This window comes from Streptomyces fractus, assembly GCF_049844455.1.
Taxonomy (GTDB): domain Bacteria; phylum Actinomycetota; class Actinomycetes; order Streptomycetales; family Streptomycetaceae; genus Streptomyces; species Streptomyces fractus.
In genome coordinates, this window is sequence record NZ_JBMYHI010000002.1 from 2,475,768 (window position 1) to 2,495,028 (window position 19,261).

The 19,261-nt window shown below is 72.9% G+C and carries 16 protein-coding genes; 8 read left to right on the forward strand and 8 right to left on the reverse strand.

The window, feature by feature from the left end:
• The first annotated feature begins 102 nt into the window (after positions 1-102).
• Together ACP4E5_RS13070 and ACP4E5_RS13075 are read left to right on the forward strand one after the other, a co-directional pair.
• The gene (locus tag ACP4E5_RS13070) at positions 103-1,347 is read left to right on the forward strand and encodes an ROK family protein (protein ID WP_425828197.1); all 1,245 of its coding nucleotides are present in this window, start codon (positions 103-105) and stop codon (positions 1,345-1,347) included.
• 29 nt (positions 1,348-1,376) lie between these two features.
• Positions 1,377-4,202: a glycoside hydrolase family 2 TIM barrel-domain containing protein gene (locus ACP4E5_RS13075; protein WP_425828199.1), complete on the forward strand. Its 2,826-nt coding sequence runs from the start codon at positions 1,377-1,379 to the stop codon at positions 4,200-4,202.
• 193 nt (positions 4,203-4,395) lie between these two features.
• Here the strand turns inward: ACP4E5_RS13075 and ACP4E5_RS13080 are convergent, their stop codons facing one another.
• Positions 4,396-5,193: a dienelactone hydrolase family protein gene (locus ACP4E5_RS13080; RefSeq protein ID WP_425828201.1), complete on the reverse strand. Its 798-nt coding sequence runs from the start codon at positions 5,191-5,193 to the stop codon at positions 4,396-4,398.
• Positions 5,194-5,351: 158 nt separating this feature from the next.
• Between ACP4E5_RS13080 and ACP4E5_RS13085 the strand changes: the two genes are divergently transcribed.
• Entirely contained in the window at positions 5,352-7,397 is a 2,046-nt protein-coding gene (locus ACP4E5_RS13085) for an NAD(+) synthase (RefSeq protein ID WP_425828203.1), read from the forward strand.
• Between the two features lie 54 nt (positions 7,398-7,451).
• Here the strand turns inward: ACP4E5_RS13085 and ACP4E5_RS13090 are convergent, their stop codons facing one another.
• Positions 7,452-8,438, reverse strand: a complete 987-nt coding sequence (locus ACP4E5_RS13090; protein ID WP_425828205.1) for a GlxA family transcriptional regulator — start codon at positions 8,436-8,438, stop codon at positions 7,452-7,454.
• Between the two features lie 69 nt (positions 8,439-8,507).
• Between ACP4E5_RS13090 and ACP4E5_RS13095 the strand changes: the two genes are divergently transcribed.
• Positions 8,508-9,479 (forward strand): NADP-dependent oxidoreductase, encoded by a 972-nt coding sequence (locus ACP4E5_RS13095; RefSeq protein ID WP_425828207.1) that lies wholly within the window; start codon positions 8,508-8,510, stop codon positions 9,477-9,479.
• Here the strand turns inward: ACP4E5_RS13095 and ACP4E5_RS13100 are convergent.
• Both ACP4E5_RS13100 and ACP4E5_RS13105 read right to left on the reverse strand, forming a co-directional pair.
• On the reverse strand, positions 9,463-10,080 hold the full coding sequence (locus ACP4E5_RS13100) for a TetR/AcrR family transcriptional regulator (RefSeq protein ID WP_425828209.1): 618 nt from the start codon (positions 10,078-10,080) through the stop codon (positions 9,463-9,465). The two genes, ACP4E5_RS13095 and ACP4E5_RS13100, sit on opposite strands and share 17 nt — an antisense overlap.
• Positions 10,081-10,089: 9 nt before the next feature.
• Positions 10,090-11,274 (reverse strand): Cmx/CmrA family chloramphenicol efflux MFS transporter, encoded by a 1,185-nt coding sequence (locus ACP4E5_RS13105; RefSeq protein WP_425828211.1) that lies wholly within the window; start codon positions 11,272-11,274, stop codon positions 10,090-10,092.
• Positions 11,275-11,465: 191 nt separating this feature from the next.
• Here ACP4E5_RS13105 and mmuM point away from each other — a divergent pair, with 191 nt between their 5' ends.
• Positions 11,466-12,365: a homocysteine S-methyltransferase gene (mmuM, locus tag ACP4E5_RS13110; RefSeq protein WP_425828213.1), complete on the forward strand. Its 900-nt coding sequence runs from the start codon at positions 11,466-11,468 to the stop codon at positions 12,363-12,365.
• Between the two features lie 263 nt (positions 12,366-12,628).
• Here mmuM and ACP4E5_RS13115 read toward each other — a convergent pair whose 3' ends face one another.
• Positions 12,629-13,282 carry a DUF4389 domain-containing protein gene (locus ACP4E5_RS13115; RefSeq protein ID WP_425828215.1) on the reverse strand — a complete coding sequence of 218 codons (654 nt, stop codon included), beginning with the start codon at positions 13,280-13,282 and terminating at the stop codon, positions 12,629-12,631.
• Between the two features lie 98 nt (positions 13,283-13,380).
• Here ACP4E5_RS13115 and ACP4E5_RS13120 point away from each other — a divergent pair, with 98 nt between their 5' ends.
• The gene (locus ACP4E5_RS13120) at positions 13,381-13,758 is read left to right on the forward strand and encodes a VOC family protein (RefSeq protein ID WP_425828217.1); all 378 of its coding nucleotides are present in this window, start codon (positions 13,381-13,383) and stop codon (positions 13,756-13,758) included.
• Position 13,759: 1 nt separating this feature from the next.
• On the opposite strand, the gene ACP4E5_RS13125 is transcribed toward ACP4E5_RS13120, so the two are convergent.
• The gene (locus ACP4E5_RS13125) at positions 13,760-14,461 is read right to left on the reverse strand and encodes a helix-turn-helix domain-containing protein (RefSeq protein ID WP_425828219.1); all 702 of its coding nucleotides are present in this window, start codon (positions 14,459-14,461) and stop codon (positions 13,760-13,762) included.
• On the reverse strand, positions 14,458-15,390 hold the full coding sequence (locus ACP4E5_RS13130; protein WP_425828221.1) for a helix-turn-helix transcriptional regulator: 933 nt from the start codon (positions 15,388-15,390) through the stop codon (positions 14,458-14,460). Before ACP4E5_RS13130 ends, ACP4E5_RS13125 begins: the two co-directional genes overlap by 4 nt.
• Before the next feature lie 80 nt (positions 15,391-15,470).
• On the opposite strand from ACP4E5_RS13130, the gene ACP4E5_RS13135 reads away from it, so the two are divergent.
• A complete protein-coding gene (locus tag ACP4E5_RS13135) occupies positions 15,471-16,316 on the forward strand; it encodes an NAD(P)H-binding protein (protein WP_425828223.1) in 846 nt (281 codons plus the stop codon).
• Between the two features lie 31 nt (positions 16,317-16,347).
• On the opposite strand, the gene ACP4E5_RS13140 is transcribed toward ACP4E5_RS13135, so the two are convergent.
• Positions 16,348-17,505 (reverse strand): YihY/virulence factor BrkB family protein, encoded by a 1,158-nt coding sequence (locus ACP4E5_RS13140; RefSeq protein WP_425828225.1) that lies wholly within the window; start codon positions 17,503-17,505, stop codon positions 16,348-16,350.
• Positions 17,506-17,595: 90 nt separating this feature from the next.
• Between ACP4E5_RS13140 and ACP4E5_RS13145 the strand changes: the two genes are divergently transcribed.
• A complete protein-coding gene (locus ACP4E5_RS13145) occupies positions 17,596-19,227 on the forward strand; it encodes an acyl-CoA dehydrogenase family protein (RefSeq protein WP_425828227.1) in 1,632 nt (543 codons plus the stop codon).
• Positions 19,228-19,261: the final 34 nt, after the last annotated feature.

The window sequence follows — 19,261 nt, forward strand, 5'->3', positions numbered from 1 at the left end:
TCGAAAGGCTTCAGGAAGAGCTTGGGGAAACTTCGGGAAACTTCAGGAGACCCTTTCTCCAACCCCTTGTCGAAGTCCGTCCGGCGCTCCTAGCCTGACGGCATGAAGCGCACGTCCCGTGACATACGGACGGCGAACCGGTACGAGGTGCTGCGCCGCTGCCTCGACCGGCCAGCCGTCTCCCGGCAGGAGCTGGCCGCGGAGACCGGCCTCAGCTCGGCGACGGTCGCCACGCTCGTCGGCGAGCTGCTCGACCTGGGCGTCCTGGTCACCGGCGGCTTCGTGGACTCCGCCGGCGGGCGTCCGCGCGGCCTCGTCTCCGTCGACGCGGAGCACGGTTCCCTCGTCGGCGTGGACGTCGCGGAGACGTATGTGCACGCCGAGCTGTTCGACCTGAACCTGCGGTCCGTCGCCCGCGCCGACCGCCGACTGCGGCCCGGCGCGCACGAACCCGAGCACGTGGCCTCCGTCATCGCGGGCGCGGTCCGGGCCGTGCTCGACGCGAACTCCGGCGGTCCCGTGCTCGGCGCCGGCGTCTGCATGCCGGGCCTTGTCGACCGGCAGGGCGGCATCAGCGTGTACGCCCCGAACTGGGGCTGGCACGAGGCCGTACCGCTGCGCGAACTCCTCGCCCGGCACCTCGACGTACCCCTCTACCTGGACAATCCGCTGCGCGCCGGCACGGTTGCCGAGCTGTGGTTCGGCGCGGCGCGCGGCCGGGACGACGCGGTCGTGGTCAACCTCGGCACGGGCGTCGGCGCGGGCCTCGCGCTCGGCGGCACGCTGCACCGGGGTGTCACCAACAGCGCGGGCGAGTGGGGGCACACCACGCTCGTGCTCGACGGGCGGCCATGCCATTGCGGTGACCGGGGGTGCGTGGAGGCGTATGTGGGGGCGCCGGGCATCATGCGCAACCTGCGGGAGCTGCACCCCGGTTCGCCGCTGCTCCACCCCGACGACCAGACCGCCACGATCGAGGCGATCGGCCGTGCGGCCGTGGAGGGTTCGGCGGAGGCGCTCGATGTGGTGCGGGAGACCGCGCGGCATCTCGGGCCCGCCGTCGCCGATCTCGTCAATCTGCTCAACCCTGAGGTCGTCGTGCTCAGTAGTTGGGTCGCGGGCGCGCTCGGCGGGCCTCTCCTGACCGAGGTCCGCCGGGCCGTCGCCCGGCATGCGCTGGCGGGGCCGTTCGCCGCGGCGGACATCGTCCTTTCGCCGATACCTACGGATCCGGTGAGCCTTGGCGCGGCGACGTTCGCGCTGGAGGGGTTCGTGGGCCGCAACGGGGTTGACGCCTCGGGGCTCCGCCCCGGACCCTGCGGGCTCGCGTCCAAGAGCGGGGCTTGATTCTGCCGATCTCGACGTAAGGAATCGCTATGTCCACGTCCATCGCCTACGTAACCGATCCCTCTCCGGGCACCGGCGCTCTCCCGCCCCGCGCCTGGTCCGCCACGTCGTCCGCCAACTCGCTCTCACTCAATGGCACTTGGAGCTTCCGGCTGGCCGCGCGGGCCGACGCGCACGACGAGTCCTTCGCCTCGCCGGGGTACGACGCCGACGGCTGGAGCGACGTGTCCGTTCCCGGGCACTGGGTGATGCAGGGGCACGGTGCGCCCGCCTACACGAACGTGCTGTACCCGTTCCCCGTCGACCCGCCGCGCGTCCCCGACGAGAACCCGACCGGGGACCACCTCCGCGTCTTCGATCTGCCGGGTGACTGGCCCGGTGACGGCTCGGCCGTGGTCCGCTTCGACGGGGTCGAGTCCTGCGCGAGGGTGTGGCTGAACGGCACGGAGCTCGGCGAGTTCAAGGGGAGCCGGCTGCCGCACGAGTTCGAGGTCGGCCACCTCCTCTCCCCCACCGGCAACGTGCTCGCGGTCCGCGTGCACCAGTGGTCCGCGGGCTCCTACCTGGAGGACCAGGACCAGTGGTGGCTGCCCGGCATCTTCCGCGACGTGACGCTCCTGCACCGCCCCGCCGGCGGCATCCGGGACTTCTTCACGCACGCCTCGTACGACCACACCACCGGCCTCGGCACGCTGCGTGTCGACAGCGAGGTGGCAGGGCGGATCACCGTGCCCGAGCTGGGAGTTGACGCCGCCACCGGGGAGTCGGTGACCGTCGCCGTCGAGCCGTGGACGGCCGAGACGCCGCGGCTGTACGACGGCGAGCTCGCGACGGCCGGTGAGCGGGTGCCGCTGCGGATCGGCTTCCGGACCGTAGAGCTGTCGGACGGGCTGATCAAGGTCAATGGCACGCCGATCCTCTTCAAGGGCGTCAACCGGCACGAGTGGCACCCGGAGCTCGGCCGCGCGCTCGACCTCGACACGATGCGCCGCGACGTCGAGTTGATGAAGTCCCACAACATCAACGCGGTCCGCACCTCCCACTACCCGCCGCACCCCGCGTTCCTCTCCCTCTGCGACGAGTACGGCCTGTGGGTCATCGACGAGTGCGACCTGGAGACCCACGGCTTCGTCGAGCAGGGCTGGCGCGACAACCCGGTCGACGACGAGCGCTGGACCCCCGCCCTGCTCGACCGGGCGGCCCGCATGGTCGAGCGCGACAAGAACCATCCGTCCATCGTCCTGTGGTCCCTCGGCAACGAGGCGGGCACCGGGCGCGGCCTGACCGCGATGGCCGAGTGGATCCGCGCCCGCGACCCGGAGCGCCTCGTCCACTACGAGGGCGACATCAACTGCCGTGACACCGACGTCTATTCACGCATGTACGCCGATCACGCCGAGGTCGAGCGGATCGGCCAGGGTCTCGACGGCGGTCCTTCGCGGCGGCGGGCGCTGCCCTTCATCCAGTGCGAGTACGCGCACGCCATGGGCAACGGACCGGGTGGACTCGCCGACTACCAGCGGCTGTTCGAGAAGTACGACCGGCTACAGGGCGCGTTCGTCTGGGAGTGGATCGACCACGGGATCGCCGACGAGCGCTACGGGTACGCGTACGGCGGCGACTTCGGCGAGGAACTGCACGACGGGAACTTCGTCTGCGACGGGCTGCTGTTCCCGGACCGGACGCCGTCGCCGGGTCTCGTCGAGTTCAAGAAGGTGATCGAGCCGGTACGGATCGCCGTCGACGGGGACGCCGGAGCGGTGCGCGTCACCAACCGGTACGACTTCCGCGACCTGTCGCACCTCTCCTTCGACTGGGCGTACGAGGTGGAGGGTGAGGCCGTGGAGCGCGGCACGCTCACCGTGCCGCCGCTCACCCCCGGCGAGTCCGCCGACGTGAAGCTGTCGGCGCCCGCGGCGGGCGACGGGTACTGGACGGTCCGGGCCGTGGACGGCGAGGGCCTGGAGGTGGCGTGGGGGCAGAGCGTCCCGACACCGCGAAAGTCCGCTGTGGACACGGCAGTTGGCGCACGCCCGAACACCGCCGGGGATGTGCTCGCGCTCGGTCCGGCCACCTTCGACGCCCGCACGGGGGCCCTGCGCACGATCGGCGACGTGACACTCGCCTCCGCTCCCCGCCTCGACGTGTGGCGGGCCCCCACGGACAACGACGACGGCGCGAGCTGGCAGAACGACGAGCGGCTCGGGTTGCTGTGGCGGAAGTTCGGACTGCACCGCATGCAACACCGCGTGGATGGCGTGGAGTTGGGCGCCGACGCACTGACGGTCCACACGCGCGTCTCCCCTGCCAGCCGGGACATCGGGCTGCGCGCGAGCTACCGCTGGACGGCCGACGAGCGGCGGCTGCGACTGACCGTGTCCGTCACCCCGGAGGGCGACTGGCGGCTCCCGCTGCCCCGACTCGGCGTACAACTCGGGCTCCCTGTAGGGGACTTGGCTGTGCGCTGGTTCGGCGGCGGGCCCGGCGAGGCGTACCCGGACACGCGCGAAGCCTCGCGGCTCGGCCGCTGGGAGTCGGACGTGGCCGCGCTGCACACCCCGTACGTGCGCCCGCAGGAGAACGGGGCACGGGCCGACGTCCGCTGGGCGGAACTCGGCGGCCTGCGCATCGAGGGCGAGCCCGCCTACTCCCTCACGGCCCGCCGCTGGACGACGCAGCAACTCGACGCGGCGACCCACCGCACGGACCTGACACCCGGCGACACACTGCGGGTGCACCTCGACCACGCCCACCAGGGCATCGGCACGCAGTCGTGCGGCCCCGGCGTCCTCCCCCAGTACCGGCTGACGCCCGAGCCCGCCGAATTCACCTTCACCTTCGAGCAGTTGACGTAACCCGACGCACCCTGCCGGTGTCGGCCGAGGCGGCGGTCCCGTCGCCGCCCCGGCCGACTCGACGACCGCCCTGGGGGGCAGGGGCGAAAAGCGGCCGCCGTGCACGAGGGTCGCCACCGGGGTCGGAAAGGTTGCCGCGGGCGGCGGATTTCCCGCCGCCCGCCGCCCGCGGCCCCGTCACCCGGCGCACACGTCACATGAGGCGTTCCGTCAGGAAGGCCACCACCCGCTCCCGCGCCGCGAAGGCCGCGTGGTCCGGCGTCTCGCGGACCTCCTCGGTGAGCACGGCGTGCGCGCCGCGCCCGAAGCCGTCCGGATTGCCGGGCGACGAATCCAGCTCGATGACCTCGAACGCGTCGCCGAGGTGGGCCCGCAGTGTCGCGAAGCGTTCGCGGGCCGCGACCTTGTCCTCGCTGAAGCGCAGGCCGAGGAGGCACAGGCCGGACTTCTCGGTGCGGTCGACGACCGCCGCGAGTTCCGCGCGCGAGACGCCGGGGTCCGCGCGCCGCCGCGCGGAGGCGGGCAGCGGCACCGACGGCTGGGAGAGGACCGGGGCGACGACCGCCTCCTCCACGGCCGCCGCCAGCGCGAACCCGCCGCTGAAACAGAGCCCGATGACGCCGACGCCGGGGCCCGGCGTCCGGTCGTCGAGATCGCGGGCGAGGGCACGTACGTAGTCGGCGACGGGGCGGCGCACGTCCGTGGCCAACGCGCGGAACTCCGCCGAGACACAGATCCGGACCATCCCCCGCATCGCGTACGCCATGCTCGCCTCGCGACCCGGCGTGCCGAGCAGCGACGGGATCGCGACGTGGAAGCCGCGCTCCACCAAGTGGTCGGCGAGGCCGAGGACTTCGGGCGTGATGCCGGGTATCTCGGGGAGCAGGACGACGCCGGGGCCCGCCCCCTTCTCGTAGACGTCGTGGGTGCGGCCCGCCGCCGTGAACGGCGTGGGCAGCCAGCTTTCCAGGGCGGCGCGAGGGGCGGGCATGGGGCCTCCGGTGGTCCGACGTGACGGCACTTCGGGGAGCCGCGAGGGCTCCAGGTGGCACGCCGCCGATCGTGCCGCATCCAACGGGTCCACCGGAAGCGGCTCCACCCCACGGGCCCCGCCGCGCACCGCCCCGGCCCGGTTGACATCATGGAGAGGTGAATTTCCGGTCGATCTACAGTCATGGTTTCGCGCGCGTGGCCGCGTGCACCGGCCACGCCGCCATCGCCGACCCGCGCACCAACGCGGAGGCCGTCCTGCGTCAGGGCCGCCGCTGTGCGGAGGACGGGGTCGCCGTCGCCCTCTTCCCCGAGATGGGGCTGTGCGGCTACTCCATCGAGGACCTGGTGCTCCAGGACCCGGTGCTCGACGAGGTGGAGGAGGCGCTCGCCGACATCGTCACGGGCTCCGCCGACCTCCTGCCGGTCCTCGTGGTCGGCGCGCCGCTGCGGCACCGCAACCGCATCTACAACTGCGCGGTCGTCGTGCACCGCGGCCGGATCCTCGGCGTGGCGCCCAAGTCGTACCTCCCCACCTACCGGGAGTTCTACGAGAAGCGCCAGATCGCGGCGGGCGACGACGAGCGCGGCGGCACGATCCGGGTCGGGGGCACGGAGGTCCCCTTCGGCACGGACCTCCTCTTCGCGGCCGAGGACGTGCCGGGACTGGTCCTGCACGCGGAGATCTGCGAGGACATGTGGGTCCCGGTGCCGCCCAGCGCGGAGGCCGCCCTCGCCGGCGCGACGGTTCTCCTGAACCTCTCCGGCAGCCCCATCACGGTCGGCCGCGCCGAGGACCGCAAGCTGCTGTGCCGCTCCGCGTCGGCCCGCTGCCTGAGCGCGTACGTGTACGCGGCGGCGGGAGCGGGAGAGTCGACGACCGACCTCTCGTGGGACGGCCAGACGATGATCTACGAGAACGGGGTGCTGCTCGCCGAGACGGACCGCTTCCCGCTCGGTGACCAGCACGCGGTCGCCGACGTCGACCTCGACCTGCTGCGCCAGGAGCGCCAGCGGATGGGCACGTTCGACGACAACCGCCGCACGCACGCCGCGCGCACCGGTGACTTCCGCCGTGTGGACTTCCACCTGGACCCGCCCACGAGCACCGACCTGGGCCTCAAGCGCCGCGTCGAGCGCTACCCGTTCGTCCCGGCCGACGCCGAGCGCCTCGCGCAGGACTGCTACGAGGCGTACAACATCCAGGTCTCGGGCCTGGTGCAGCGGCTCGGCGCGATCGGCGGCCCCAAGATCGTCATCGGCGTCTCGGGCGGCCTCGACTCGACGCACGCCTTGATCGTCGCGGCCCGCGCGATGGACCGGGCGGGCCGGCCGCGCACCGACATCCTGGCCTTCACGATGCCGGGCTTCGCCACGGGCGAGCACACCAAGTCGAACGCGCACGCCCTCATGAAGTCGCTCGGCGTCACGGCCGCCGAACTGGACATCACGGACACGGCCCGCCTGATGCTCAAGGAGATGGACCACCCGTTCTCGCAGGGCGAGCCGGCGTACGACGTCACCTTCGAGAACGTCCAGGCGGGCCTGCGCACCGACTACCTGTTCCGCCTCGCCAACCAGCGCGGGGGCATCGTCCTCGGCACCGGCGACCTGTCCGAGCTGGCGCTCGGCTGGTGCACGTACGGCGTCGGCGACCAGATGAGCCACTACAACGTCAACGGCGGCGTGCCGAAGACGCTCATCCAGCACCTCATCCGCTGGGTCGTGAGCAGCGACCAGTTCGGCGACGAGGCGGGGAGGATCCTCACCGCGATCCTCGACACGGAGATCAGCCCGGAGCTGGTGCCCGGCGAGGAGTTGCAGTCCACCGAGTCGAAGATCGGCCCGTACGCGCTGCACGACTTCACGCTCTACTACGTGCTGCGGCACGGCTTCCGCCCCTCGAAGATCGCGTTCCTGGCGTGGCACGCCTGGCGCGATGTCGAGGCGGGCGAGTGGCCGCCCGGCTTCCCGGAGGACAAGCGCGGCGCGTACGACCTCGCGGAGATCAAGCACTGGCTGGAGTACTTCTGCCGGCGCTTCTTCCAGTTCGCGCAGTTCAAGCGGTCCGCGATGCCGAACGGCCCGAAGGTCTCGGCCGGCGGTTCGCTCTCGCCGCGCGGCGACTGGCGCGCCCCGTCCGACGGCAACGCGCGGGTGTGGCTGAGGGATCTGGAGCGGTGGGAGTGGCCGGAGGGGGTGTGAGCCCCGGGTGACTGTGACGGCTGAGAACGGTATGTCCGTGCTCAGCCGTCACAGTCACCTCGCCCCCAGCGGCTCCGCCCGGAACGTGCGGCGGTACGCCTGCGGGGTGACCCCGATCGTGGCGTGCAGGTGCTGGCGCAGCGACGTCCCCGTGGCGAAGCCGACCTCCGCCGCGATGCGGTCGACCGGGAGGTCCGTGGATTCGAGGAGGTGGCGGGCCCTGTGCACGCGCTGGCGGATCAGCCAGCGGCCGGGGCTCGTGCCGGTCTCCTCCTGGAAGCGGCGGGCGAAGGTGCGCGGGCTCATCCGGGCGTGCGCGGCCCACTCCCGCAGGGCGAGCGGCCGGTCGAGGCGCTCCAGGGCCCAGGCGCGGGCCGGAGCGGTGCCGCTGTCGCCCTCCTCGGGCACGGGCTGCTCGATGTACTGGGCCTGGCCGCCCTCGCGCCACGGCGGGACGACGCAGCACTTGGCCACGAAGTTGGCGAGCGCCGAGCCGTGGTCGGAGCGCACCAGGTGCAGGCAGACATCGACCCCTGAGGCCGCGCCCGCCGAGGTGAGTACGTCGCCGTCGTCGATGAACAGCACGTCCGGGTCGAGGTCGACGTGCGGGAACATCCGGCGGAAGCGGTCCGCGAGCGCCCAGTGCGTGGTGGCGCGCCGCCCGTCGAGCATCCCGGCCGCGGCGAGCGCGAACGCTCCCGTGCAGATGGAGACGGTGCGGGCGCCGGGCCTGATCCGGGCGAGCGCGGTCCGTTCGGCGGCGGGCAGTGGATCGGTGACGCGCGCTACGTCGAACGGCGGGACGATCACGGTGTCCGCGCGCTCCAGCGCCTCGGGGCCGTGCGCGACGGTGATCGTGAAGTCGGCGTCCGTGCGTACGGTGCGGGTCTCCGTCGCGGCGCAGGTCAGCACCTCGTAGGCGCCGTCCGCCGAGCCGAAGACCCGCTTGGGGATGCCGAGTTCGAAGGGGTAGACCCCGTCGAGCGCGAGCACCACCACGCGGTGCGGCGGGCTTCCGGGGGTGGCACTTGCGGCGCTCATGGCACGATCCTATCGCTGGATGGCCATCTTGCCATTGCCGGTGTCGGTCCCGTGGCGCACGCTGGAAACATGAGCGACGACAACACCACCACCGCGACCCCCACCATGAAGGCCATCCGCCAGGACACCCTCGGCGCGCCCGAAGTGCTCCAGGAGGTCGAGGTCCCGCGACCGAAGGCCGGCATCGGGCAGATCGTGGTCGCCGTGCACGCGGCGGGCCTCAATCCGACCGACTACAAGCACCGCAGCTCGGGACTCTTCCTGGGCGAGCCGCCGTTCGTCCTGGGCTGGGACGTGTCCGGGGTCGTCGAGGCGGTCGGGTTCGGCGTCGCCCTGTTCAAGCCGGGCGACGAGGTGTTCGGCATGCTGCCGTACCCGTACGGGGCCGGTTCCCACGCCGAGTACGTGGCCGGGCCCGCCCGCGCCTTCGTACCGAAGCCCGCGGAGCTGAGCCACGTCGAGGCGGGCGCGCTGCCGCTGGTCGGCCTCACCGCCTGGCAGGCCCTCGTCGACACCGCTCAACTGGAGCCGGGGCAGCGGGTGTTGGTGCACGCGGCGGCCGGTGGCGTGGGGCATGTGGCGGTGCAGATCGCCAAGGCGCGCGGCGCGTACGTCATCGGGACGGCGTCGGCCGCGAAGCACGAGTTCGTGCGGGGCCTGGGCGCCGACGAGGTCATCGACTACCGCACCGCGGACTTCGTGGCCGAGACCGGCGACATCGACGTGGTCCTCGACACCCTCGGCGGCGAGGACCGGCTGCGCTCCCTGGAGGTGCTGAGGCCGGGCGGCATCCTGGTCTCGCTCCTGGGCGTCGATTTCGACGAAGTCACCGCGCGCGCCGACGAGTTGGGGGTGCGGGCCACCGCGATGCTCGTCGAGCACGATCAGGCGGGCATGCGCGCGGTCACCGACCTGGCCACGTCCGGGCGGATGTCCGTGCACGTCTCCGACACGTACCCGCTGGCCGAGGCCGCCAAGGCCCACGCGGAGGGCGACACGGGCCGGGTGACCGGAAAGCTCGTCCTCACGGTGCGGCCGTAATGACCTGCGCCGGGGCGGCGCCCAGCGTGGCCAGCGTCGCGCGGACCGTCGACAGGAGGGTGCGGCGGTCCTGGACCCGGCTGAGGACCCGCAGACCGTAGTACGCGCTCTGCACGTGGTGGGCCAGCGTGCGCGCGTCGACGTCCGTCCGGAACTCACCGTCGCCCTGCCCCGCCGCCACGACCGTGCGGATCGCGCCCTCGACCCGTTCGAAGGTGCGGCGCACCACCTGCTTGACGTCGGGGTCGTGCGCCGCCGCCTCGATCGCGGCGTTGATGGCGAAGCAGCCGTGCGGATCCGCCTCGGCGGACGCGAGGTCGGTGTCGACGGCGTGCACCATCAGGGCGCGCAGCCGTCCGCTCGCCGGACCCGGGCCCGCCAGGATCTCCAGCTGCTCGGCAGTGGCGGTGGCGTGGTAGCGCTCCAGGGCGCGCAGGTACAACTGCCGCTTGCCGCCGAAGGTGTTGTAGAGGCTGGAGGGGCCGAGCCCAGTGCTGTCGCACAGGGCGCGCGTCGACGCCCCCTCGTACCCGTGCCGCCAGAACGTGTCCATCGCCGCGCCGATGGCCCGTTCCTCGTCGAACTGTCTTGGCCTCGCCATACCGCTACCCTACGAGTTTTGGAGTACTGATACAAAACTCCGCGCCCGCTCCAGACGGGCCGCCCACACGACTCCCACCAGGCCCGCCGCCGCGAGTCCCGCCCCCACCCACGCCACGGACGCGTACCCGAAGCCGGCGTCGATCGCGAGGCCACCGAGGAGCGGGGCGAGGGTGTTGCCCACGTTGAACGCCGCCGTGTTGGTGGCGCCGACGAGGGTGGGCGCGTCGGGCGCGAGCGTGAACACGCGGGACTGAAGGGCCGGATTGGTGACGTATCCGGCCGCGCCGAGCAGGAACACGAGGGCGACGACCACCGCTGTCGCCTGCGCGGTCATCGCGAGCAGCACCGAGGTCACGGCGAGGGCCGCGAGCCCCCAGCCGAGCGTGGCCAGCGGAGCGGCCTGCGCGGTGCGGCCGCCGACGAAGAGGCCGAGCAGTCCACCCACGCCGAACAGTGCGAGCAGTGCGGGCACCCAGGCGTCGGGGATCCCGGTGACGTCGGTGAGCAGCGGGGCCAGATAGCTGAAGGTCACGATGACCGCGCCGAAGGTGAAGGCGGTGATGGCGTAGGACAGCCAGAGGGCGGGGCGGGCCATTCCGCGCAGTTCCGCCCGGACCGAGCGGTCCCGCCCCGCACCGTCCGCGCCACGGTCTGCCGGCACCACAAGGCGCGTGCACACGAGGCTGACCACGGTCGCCGCGGCCACCGCCCAGAACGCTGCGCGCCAACTGGCGTGCTGGCTCAGGACCGTCCCGGCGGGAACACCCACGATCGTGGCGAGAGTGAGGCCTCCCGCGATCACCGCGACCGCGCGACTCTTGGCGCTCACCGGCACGAGGGCGACCGCGGTGGCCACGGCCACTGCCCAGAACCCGGCGTACGCGAGGGCGCCGATCACCCGGGTCGCGAACAGCAGACCGTAGCCGGGGGCCAGCGCGCCCACGACATGCGCCGCCACGAAGACGGCCTGGAGCCCGACGAGCGTGGTGCGGCGCGGCAGCCGCAGCGTCGCGACGGCGAGCAGCGGCGCCCCGACCACCATGCCGAGCGCGAAGGCGGAAATGAGCAGCCCCGCGTCGGGGATGGAGACGCCCAGGTCGGCGGCCATGCCCGGGAGCAGCCCGGAGAGCATGAACTCGGATGTGCCCTGCGTGAAAATACCGAAGCCCAGGACGTAGACGGCGAGCGGCACGGATCCCCTCCTTTTTTCGCGCGCGGGCGCGCTCCCGTTTTGGAACGCACGCTTCATAACTGGAGCGGCGGCGACCGATCACCTCCGCCCGCATGACGCTAACACGTTATGAAGCGTGCGCTCCAAAACCGCTCACCGGCCGGCCCAAGCCCGTCCGGTCGCCCGATGGCCCGTCCATTAACGTCGACACCATGTTCAGCAGCACGGAAACCCTCGCCGCCCACCCGCTCGTTCTCGACGGTGGTCTCTCCAACCAGTTGGAGGCCGCCGGGCACGACCTGAGTGACGAGCTGTGGTCGGCGCGGTTGCTCGCCGAGGAGCCGGAGGCGATCGTCGCCGCGCATCGCGCGTACTACGAGGCCGGCGCCGATGTCGCCATCACGGCCAGCTATCAGGCCACCTTTGAAGGGTTCGCGCGGCGTGGCGTCGGGCGGGAGCGGGCGGCCGAACTCATCGCGTCCAGCGTGGAGTTGGCGCGCGAGGCGGCCCGGGAGGCCGACGTCCGGCGGCCCCTGTGGGTGGCCGCGTCCGCGGGGCCGTACGGGGCGATGCTCGCCGACGGGTCGGAGTACCGAGGGCGGTACGGGCTGACCGAGGAGGGGCTCTACGCCTTTCATCGGCCGCGGCTCGAGGTGCTGGCCGGGGCCGCGCCCGACGCGTTCGCGCTGGAGACCGTGCCCGACGCGGACGAGGCGCGGGCGCTGGTGCGGGCGGTGCGCGGGCTCGGGGTGCCGGCCTGGCTGTCGTACAGCGTGGACGGGACCCGTACGCGCGCCGGGCAGCCCCTGGAGGAGGCGTTCGCGGTTGCGGCGGACACCGAGGAGATCGCCGCGGTGGGCGTCAACTGCTGCGCACCGCAGGACGTGGAGGCCGCGGTGCGTATCGCCGCCCGCGTCACCGGCAAGCCCGTCGTCGTCTACCCCAACAGCGGCGAGGAGTGGGACGCCGAGGCGCGCGCCTGGGCGGGCCGTGCCACGTTCACGCCGGACCAGGTGACCGCGTGGCGGGACGCCGGGGCCCGGCTCATCGGCGGCTGCTGCCGGGTCGGACCGGGGGCCGTGGCGGGGATCGGGGCGGCGCTCGGCCGCTAGCGCCCAGGACCTAGAGGCGGCGTGCCGCCCAGTGGATCGCTCCCAGCGAGGTCCGGCCCGATGCCGACGGCGGCGCCGGGTCCCTGCACCACACCAGCGGGTGGTCGCCGCCCATGGCCGCCCCCTCGTACGAGGAATCGTCTGCGTACGCGATGACCCGGACGGTGGGGCCGGGTGGTCGTGGTCGGCGATCCGGACGCGGCCCGACCGGTACGCGGGGTGCCGGAACTCCGCCGGGTCCTCGGCGTGCCGCCGCCCGGATGTTACTGAGGCTCACGCTCCCCCTGGTCGAGCCGGAACGGCGGATACGTGTCCGTCATCAGCACCGCGTACGCCGACACCCGCGCCGCCCACCGGTGCAGGCCGATGTTGAAGTCGTACATGCCGCGCGGGTACACGCCCGTGAAGAGCAGGGCCACGGCGGCGAAGAAGGTGAGCACGCCGACGACGCCGCCCGTCGCGCTGGAGCCGCCCACGAGCAGCGACACGATGAGGAGTTGGGGCAGCACGAGCAGCCACGACTTGACCAGGACCAGGCCGCGCGAGAGCTGCTCGGGGTAGGCGATGTCGAGGCGCGCCGGATAGTCGGGGGCCGGGCCGAGCGTGAACGGCGGGTAGCGGTCGGTGCCGAGCGTTCCGTACGAGTAGTAGGTGACGCGCCAACTCCAGCGCAGCACACCGAGGTTGAAGTCGAAGAGGGCGCGCGGATAGCGGGCCGTGATGAGGATCGCGAACCAGGCGATCACGGTGACGAGGACGAAGGCGATGAAGAGCACGGCCAGGACGAGGTAGTGCGGCAGCGCGAGCAGCCACTTCACGAGCCACAGCCAGCGGGAGGGGGCGGGATCGTAGTCGGTTTCCAACGTGACCGGGCTCGCGGGCCGCGCGGTCGCTACAAGCGTTTCGTTATAGGCCATATGCCTCGTGTACGGCGGTTTCGGGTCGCGCACAAGGAGACGCGCGGTGTCCGTTTCGTACAAGACCGGCCGCGGGGCCGCTGCCTACCGTGGGCCGCATGAACGAGAACCGTATCCGTATGGACGCCATCGGCGTCGCCGCCACCGATCTGGCCGCCTCGCTGGCCTTCTACCGCCGCCTCGGCCTCACGTTCCCCGAGGGCTCCGAGCAACTCCCGCACGTGGAAGCGGAGTTGGCGGGCGGGATCCGGCTGATGTTCGATCCGGACCCGGGCGCCGGGGAGCGCGGCCGGGGCCGCGTCACGCTCGCGTTCCACTGCGGCGACGCAGCGGGGGTCGACGCCGCGTACGAGGAGCTGACCGGGGCGGGACACCACGGCGAGGCCAAGCCGTGGGACGCGCCGTGGGGGCAGCGGTACGCCGTCGTGCTCGACCCGGACGGGAACCAGGTGGACCTGTTCGCGCCGCTCGCGTGAGCTATACCAGCAGTCGGCCGAGTGTCGTTCCCGTCAACTCCCTTACGTCCCGCGCCAGATGGGCCTGGTCCGCGTATCCGGCACGGGCCGCCGCGTCGGCGAACGGGACGCCGGCACGGGCGAGCGCGAGGGCCCGCTGGAGGCGCAGGACGCGGGCCAGGGTCTTGGGGCCGTACCCGAACGCGGCCAGCGAGCGGCGGTGCAGGGTGCGGGCGCCGAGGCCCGTCTCGACGGCGACGGCCGTGACGGTGCGGCCCGCGTCGAGCGCCCGCGCCACATGGGTGAGGAGGGGATCGGGCGGCCCCGCGGCGTGGGCGAGGCGGGCCGCCAGGGCTTCGAGGTCGGCCGCCGGGTCGGCGGAGGCGTCCAGCCGTTCGGTCAGCCGCCGGGCCTCTCCCCCGCGCCACAGGTCCGCCAACTCGACGCGGGTGTCCCGCAGTTCGTGGGCCGGTACGCCGAGGTACCCGGGCGCCGTACCGGGGGCGAAGCGGATGCCCGCGTAGCGGCGGCCCTCGCCCGGGCCCGTGGGGTGGGCGCGGGTGTCGGGTCCCGCGACGAAGAGCCGGCCCTCGCTCCAGATCAGGTCCATGCAGCCGTCGGGCAGGACCGGGGAGGCCGCTCCCCCGCCGCGCGCCACCGTCCGGGTCCACACCGTCGCCCCCGGCACCCGCGCCGCCGCCCGCTCCGCGTAGCTCCCGGTCATGTCCGGTACTCCTGCGGGCTCACCCCGTACTCCCGCTTGAACGCGGTGGACAGGGCGAACGCGCTGCCGTACCCGACGCGCCGGGCGATCGCCGCGACCGTCGCCCCGCCCTCGCGCAGCAGGTCCGCGGCGAGCGCGAGGCGCCAGCCGGTCAGGTACGTCATCGGTGGCTCGCCCACCAGTTCCGTGAAGCGGCGGGCGAGCGCGGCGCGCGAGACCCCGGCCCGCCCGGCGAGTTCGGCGACCGTCCAGGGGTGGGCCGGCTCGTCCTGGACGAGCCGCAGCGCGGCGCCCACGACCGGGTCGCCCATCGCCCGGTACCAGGCGGGCGCGTCGGCCTCGGGACGGGAGAACCAGGCGCGCAGGGAGGCGATGAGCAGCAGGTCGAGGAGGCGGTCGAGGACGACGTCCTGCCCCGGCTCGTCGCGCACGATCTCCTCCGCGAGCAGCGGGGTGAACGGGCACCGCCACACCTCGGTGGGCAGCACGAGCAGCGCGGGCAGCGCGTCGAGGAGGCGTGCGGTCAGCTCGCCGCGCAGCTGGTACGTGCCGATGAGCATCTTCGCCGGGGCGTCCGGCGACTCGCCCCACTCCCGTACGCCGAGGTCCCGGTAGCGGCCGACGTGCGCGGGGCCCAGCGGGCGGCAGTCCTGTCCCGGGCCGATCTCGGCGCGCGGCTCGGTGGCCGGGTCGTCGCAGCAGACGTACGGGGCGGGGCCGCGGGCGATCGCGATGTCGCCGGGGCGGACGGGCCGGGGCTTACCCCCGTCCCCCTCCGGCACGATCCACGCCTCGCCCTCCACCATGATCATCACGGAGAGCGGCGCCTCGTCGGCGATCCGCACGGCCCACGGCGGCTCGAAACAGGCCCGGATCACGAAAGCCCCGCGCGCCCTCGGCCCTTCGAGGAGCCCTGCGAGTACGTCCATGGGGGCAGCGTAGACGGACGCGTATGGCGGTGAGCGGCTCGGCGATGCCGGTGGGCGGCGCGCGGCAGTTGAGTGGAGGCATGACACAGACGGAGCGGAACACACGGACGGTGCTGGTGACCGGGGCCACCGGTCGTACGGGGCGCCGGGTCGCCGACGCGGCGCGCGCCGCGGGGCTGAGCGTGCGGGCGGCCTCCCGGTCGGGCGCGACGCGGTTCGACTGGGAGGAGCCCGGGACCTGGGACGGGGCGCTGCGCGGCGCCGACGGGGCGTATCTGGCCTTCCCCACGGACATCGGGGCGCCGGACGCCGCGGACCTGGTGGGCGCGCTGGCGCGGCGGGCGGTGGAACTCGGGGCGCGGCGGCTCGTGCTGCTGTCGGCGCGCGGCGAGGACCAGGCGTTGCCCGCCGAGGAGGCGCTGCGGGCGTCGGGGGCGGAGTGGACGGTGCTGCGGTGCGCCTGGTTCCAGCAGAACTTCAGCGAGGGGCCGCTCGCGGACCAGGTGCGCGGCGGGGAACTGGCGTTCGCGGCTCCGGGGGCGCTGCGCGAGCCGTTCATCGACGCGACGGACATCGCGGAGGTCGCGGTGGCCGTACTACGTGAGCCCTCGGAGCGGTACGCCGGCGAGGTCCTGGAGCTCACCGGGCCCGCGCTGCTGACGTGGGGCGAGGCGCTCGCGGCCGTCGCGGCGGCCACCGGGACCGAGAAGCGCTATGTCCCGGTTCCGGTGCGGGAGTACGGGGCCGTGCTCGGCGGGTTCGGGGTGCCGGAGGAGGAAGTGGCGTTCCTGGTGGACCTGTTCGCGACGCTGCTCGACGGGCGGAACGCCTCGGTCACCGGTGACGTACGGCGGGTTCTCGGGCGCGGGCCGCGCACGTTCGGGGAGTTCGCGGAGCGGGAGGCGGCGGCAGGCGCCTGGAAGTAGACGGCCGGCCGGGGCCCCACCCGGGCCCCGGTCACTCCTCCTCGTCCTCCGACCCGTCACCGTTCTTGCGGGCGTGCGTGCGCAGGCGGGACGTGACGTCCTCCGGGGGCAGGAACTTCGACCAGCGCTCCGGGAACTCGGACGGCATGCCCGGGTCGTCGCCGTCCTCCAGCTCCTCGTCGTCGTCCGGGAGGTCCAGGGCTGCCGCCCGCGCCACCTGCTGGGCGGCGGCCGCCGTGCGGACACGCTCGTTCGCGGCGCGCGCCGCCCCCGTCGCGACCGACGGCCACACCCGGTCGATCGCGGCGTTCACCGCGGCGCCGACGAGCACCGCGAACGCCGAGACGCCGATCCACAGCAGCACGGCGACCGGCGCGGCGAGGGAGCCGTAGATCGTCGGGCCCTCGATGGTGTTGGTGAGGTAGAGACGCAGCAGGAAACTGCCGGGGATCCACATCGCGAGCGCCACGAGAGCGCCCGGCACGTCCTCGATCCACGGCGAGCGCACCGGCACGGACACGTGGTACAGCGTCGTGAGGAACGCGATGGACAGGACGAGGACCACGGGCCAGTAGAAGATCTGCACGAGGGACTGGGACCAGGGCACGAGGCCGATCACCGCGTCCGGGCCCGCGATCATCAGCGGCAGCGCGATCGCGCCGACGACGAGCCCCACCAGGAAGAGCAGGAAGGCGAGCAGCCGCGTCTTCACGATGCCGCGTACGCCGTCGAGTCCGTACATCACGGTCACCGTGTCCACGAACGTCGACACCGCGCGCGAGCCCGACCAGAGCGAGAGCAGGAAGCCGATGGAGATGACGTCGGGCCTGCCGCCCTTGATGACGTCGTCCAGAATCGGCTGTGCGATCTCCTTCACGCCCTGGTCGGTGAGGACCGTGCGGGAGGCCTCCAGGATGTTGTCGCGGACGCCCGCGATGGTGTCGGCGCCGGTCCAGGTGTCGACGTAGGCGAGCAGCCCCACCAGGGACAGCAGCAGCGGCGGCACCGACAGGAGGGTGAAGAACGCCGCCTCGGCCGCGAGGCCCAGGATGCGGTACTCCATGCACGAGTTGACGGTGTCCTTGAGCAGCAGCCAGGCCGTCTTCCGTTTCGAGACGTTGTGATAGAGGACACGCACCCGGTGAAGACGTCCGGACGGCGGCTCGGGGGATTCACTTGCTGGCTGCACGACTCAACGGTATCCGCCGGGAGGGGCGGCGTCCGACGTCAGGCCCGGCCTGTGGTGGGGTTTGCGGTGGCGCGGGTAGGTTCGGCAGACATGGCAGGCAGCACGCATACCGTCACTAACCAGGTCCCTCCGCTCTCGGGATACGACGTCTTCTCCGCCGACCACGCCCTGACGCAGGGTCTGAAGCGGCATCTGGACCCGGCACTTCTGGACGAGACCCTCGCGGACCTCACACTTCTCGGTCGCACCGCGGGGTCGATGCAGGCCCAGGAGTGGGGCCGGCTCGCGAACGCGAACCCGCCGCGCCTTCGCACCCACGACCGCTACGGCCACCGGATCGACGAGGTGGAGTTCCATCCGGCGTGGCACCGGCTGCTCGGCAAGGGTGTGTCGGCGGGGCTCACGTCCGCGTGGACGCGGCCGGGAGGTCATCTGCGGCGCGCCGCCGCGTTCCTGGTGTGGTCCCAGGTGGAGGCGGGACACCTGTGCCCGCTGTCGATGACGCACGCTGCGGTGCCCGCGCTGCGCGCCGAGCCGGAGCTCGCCGCCGAGTGGGAGCCCCGGCTGACGTCCGCGGTCTACGACTCCGGGCTGCGGCCCGCGGGGCAGAAGGCCGGAGTGCTCTTCGGCATGGCGATGACGGAGAAGCAGGGCGGCAGCGACGTACAGGCCAATACGACACGCGCGGTACCGCTGTCCGGGGACGGGACGTACACGCTCACCGGCCACAAGTGGTTCTGCAGTGCGCCGATGTCGGACGGTTTCCTGGTGCTCGCGCAGGCCGCCGGGGGACTCACGTGTTTCCTCGTGCCACGCGTCCTGGAGGACGGAACGCGCAATGCGTTCGCCCTCCAGCGCCTGAAGGACAAGCTGGGCAACCGGTCCAACGCGTCGGCCGAGGTCGAGTTCGACGGGACGTGGGCGCGCCGGGTCGGCGAGGAGGGGCGCGGGGTGCGCACCATCATCGAGATGGTGTCGGCGACCCGGCTCGACTGCGTGCTCGGCTCCGCGGCCCTGATGCGGCAGGCCGTGGCGCAGGCGACCCACCACTGCGCGTACCGCGAGGCGTTCGGCGCGAAGCTGGCCGACAAGCCGCTGATGAGCAACGTATTGGCGGATCTGGCCCTGGAGTCGGAGGCCGCGACGACGCTCGCGCTGCGGCTCGCGGCGGCGTACGAGGACGGGGAGCACGCCTTCCTGCGGCTCGCGCTGCCCGCGGCCAAGTACTGGGTGACGAAGCGCTGCACGCCGCTGGTGACGGAGGCCCTCGAATGCCTCGGCGGCAACGGGTACGTGGAGGAGTCCGGCATGCCGCGGCTGCTGCGCGAGTCGCCGCTGAACTCGATCTGGGAGGGCGCGGGCAACGTCCAGGCCCTGGATGTCCTGCGGGCGTTGCAGCGGGAGCCGCAGGCGCTCAACGCGTTCCTGATCGAGGTCGGCAAGGCGCGCGGCGCAGATCACCGGCTCGACGCGGCGGTGAAGGACCTGCTGACCGAACTCGGCGACCTGGACGGCATCGAGACGCGGGCGCGCCGGCTCGTGGAGCGGATCGCGCTGGTGCTCCAGGGTTCGCTGCTGGTGCGGTACGGGCCCGACGACGTCGCGGACGCGTTCTGCGCGGGGCGGTTCGGGGGCGACAGGGGCGCGGGGTTCGGCACGCTGCCGCACACGCTCGACCTGTCGGCGCTGGCGGAACGGGCGCGACCTCAGCCGGTCGGCTGATCCGGGCCGTTCACTAAGTGACGTCCGTTCACCG

Excerpts from the sequence above, each read along its gene's own strand:
- ACP4E5_RS13115 (WP_425828215.1), bottom strand. The coding sequence starts at position 13,282 with ATGGCCTATAACGAAACGCTTGTAGCGACCGCGCGGCCCGCGAGCCCG.
- ACP4E5_RS13100 (WP_425828209.1), bottom strand. The coding sequence starts at position 10,080 with ATGGCGAGGCCAAGACAGTTCGACGAGGAACGGGCCATCGGCGCGGCG.
- ACP4E5_RS13130 (WP_425828221.1), bottom strand. The coding sequence starts at position 15,390 with ATGGACGTACTCGCAGGGCTCCTCGAAGGGCCGAGGGCGCGCGGGGCT.
- ACP4E5_RS13120 (WP_425828217.1), top strand. The coding sequence starts at position 13,381 with ATGAACGAGAACCGTATCCGTATGGACGCCATCGGCGTCGCCGCCACC.
- ACP4E5_RS13125 (WP_425828219.1), bottom strand. The coding sequence starts at position 14,461 with ATGACCGGGAGCTACGCGGAGCGGGCGGCGGCGCGGGTGCCGGGGGCG.
- ACP4E5_RS13095 (WP_425828207.1), top strand. The coding sequence starts at position 8,508 with ATGAGCGACGACAACACCACCACCGCGACCCCCACCATGAAGGCCATC.
- ACP4E5_RS13090 (WP_425828205.1), bottom strand. The coding sequence starts at position 8,438 with ATGAGCGCCGCAAGTGCCACCCCCGGAAGCCCGCCGCACCGCGTGGTG.
- ACP4E5_RS13135 (WP_425828223.1), top strand. The coding sequence starts at position 15,471 with ATGACACAGACGGAGCGGAACACACGGACGGTGCTGGTGACCGGGGCC.
- ACP4E5_RS13075 (WP_425828199.1), top strand. The coding sequence starts at position 1,377 with ATGTCCACGTCCATCGCCTACGTAACCGATCCCTCTCCGGGCACCGGC.
- ACP4E5_RS13145 (WP_425828227.1), top strand. The coding sequence starts at position 17,596 with ATGGCAGGCAGCACGCATACCGTCACTAACCAGGTCCCTCCGCTCTCG.
- ACP4E5_RS13080 (WP_425828201.1), bottom strand. The coding sequence starts at position 5,193 with ATGCCCGCCCCTCGCGCCGCCCTGGAAAGCTGGCTGCCCACGCCGTTC.
- ACP4E5_RS13070 (WP_425828197.1), top strand. The coding sequence starts at position 103 with ATGAAGCGCACGTCCCGTGACATACGGACGGCGAACCGGTACGAGGTG.
- mmuM (WP_425828213.1), top strand. The coding sequence starts at position 11,466 with ATGTTCAGCAGCACGGAAACCCTCGCCGCCCACCCGCTCGTTCTCGAC.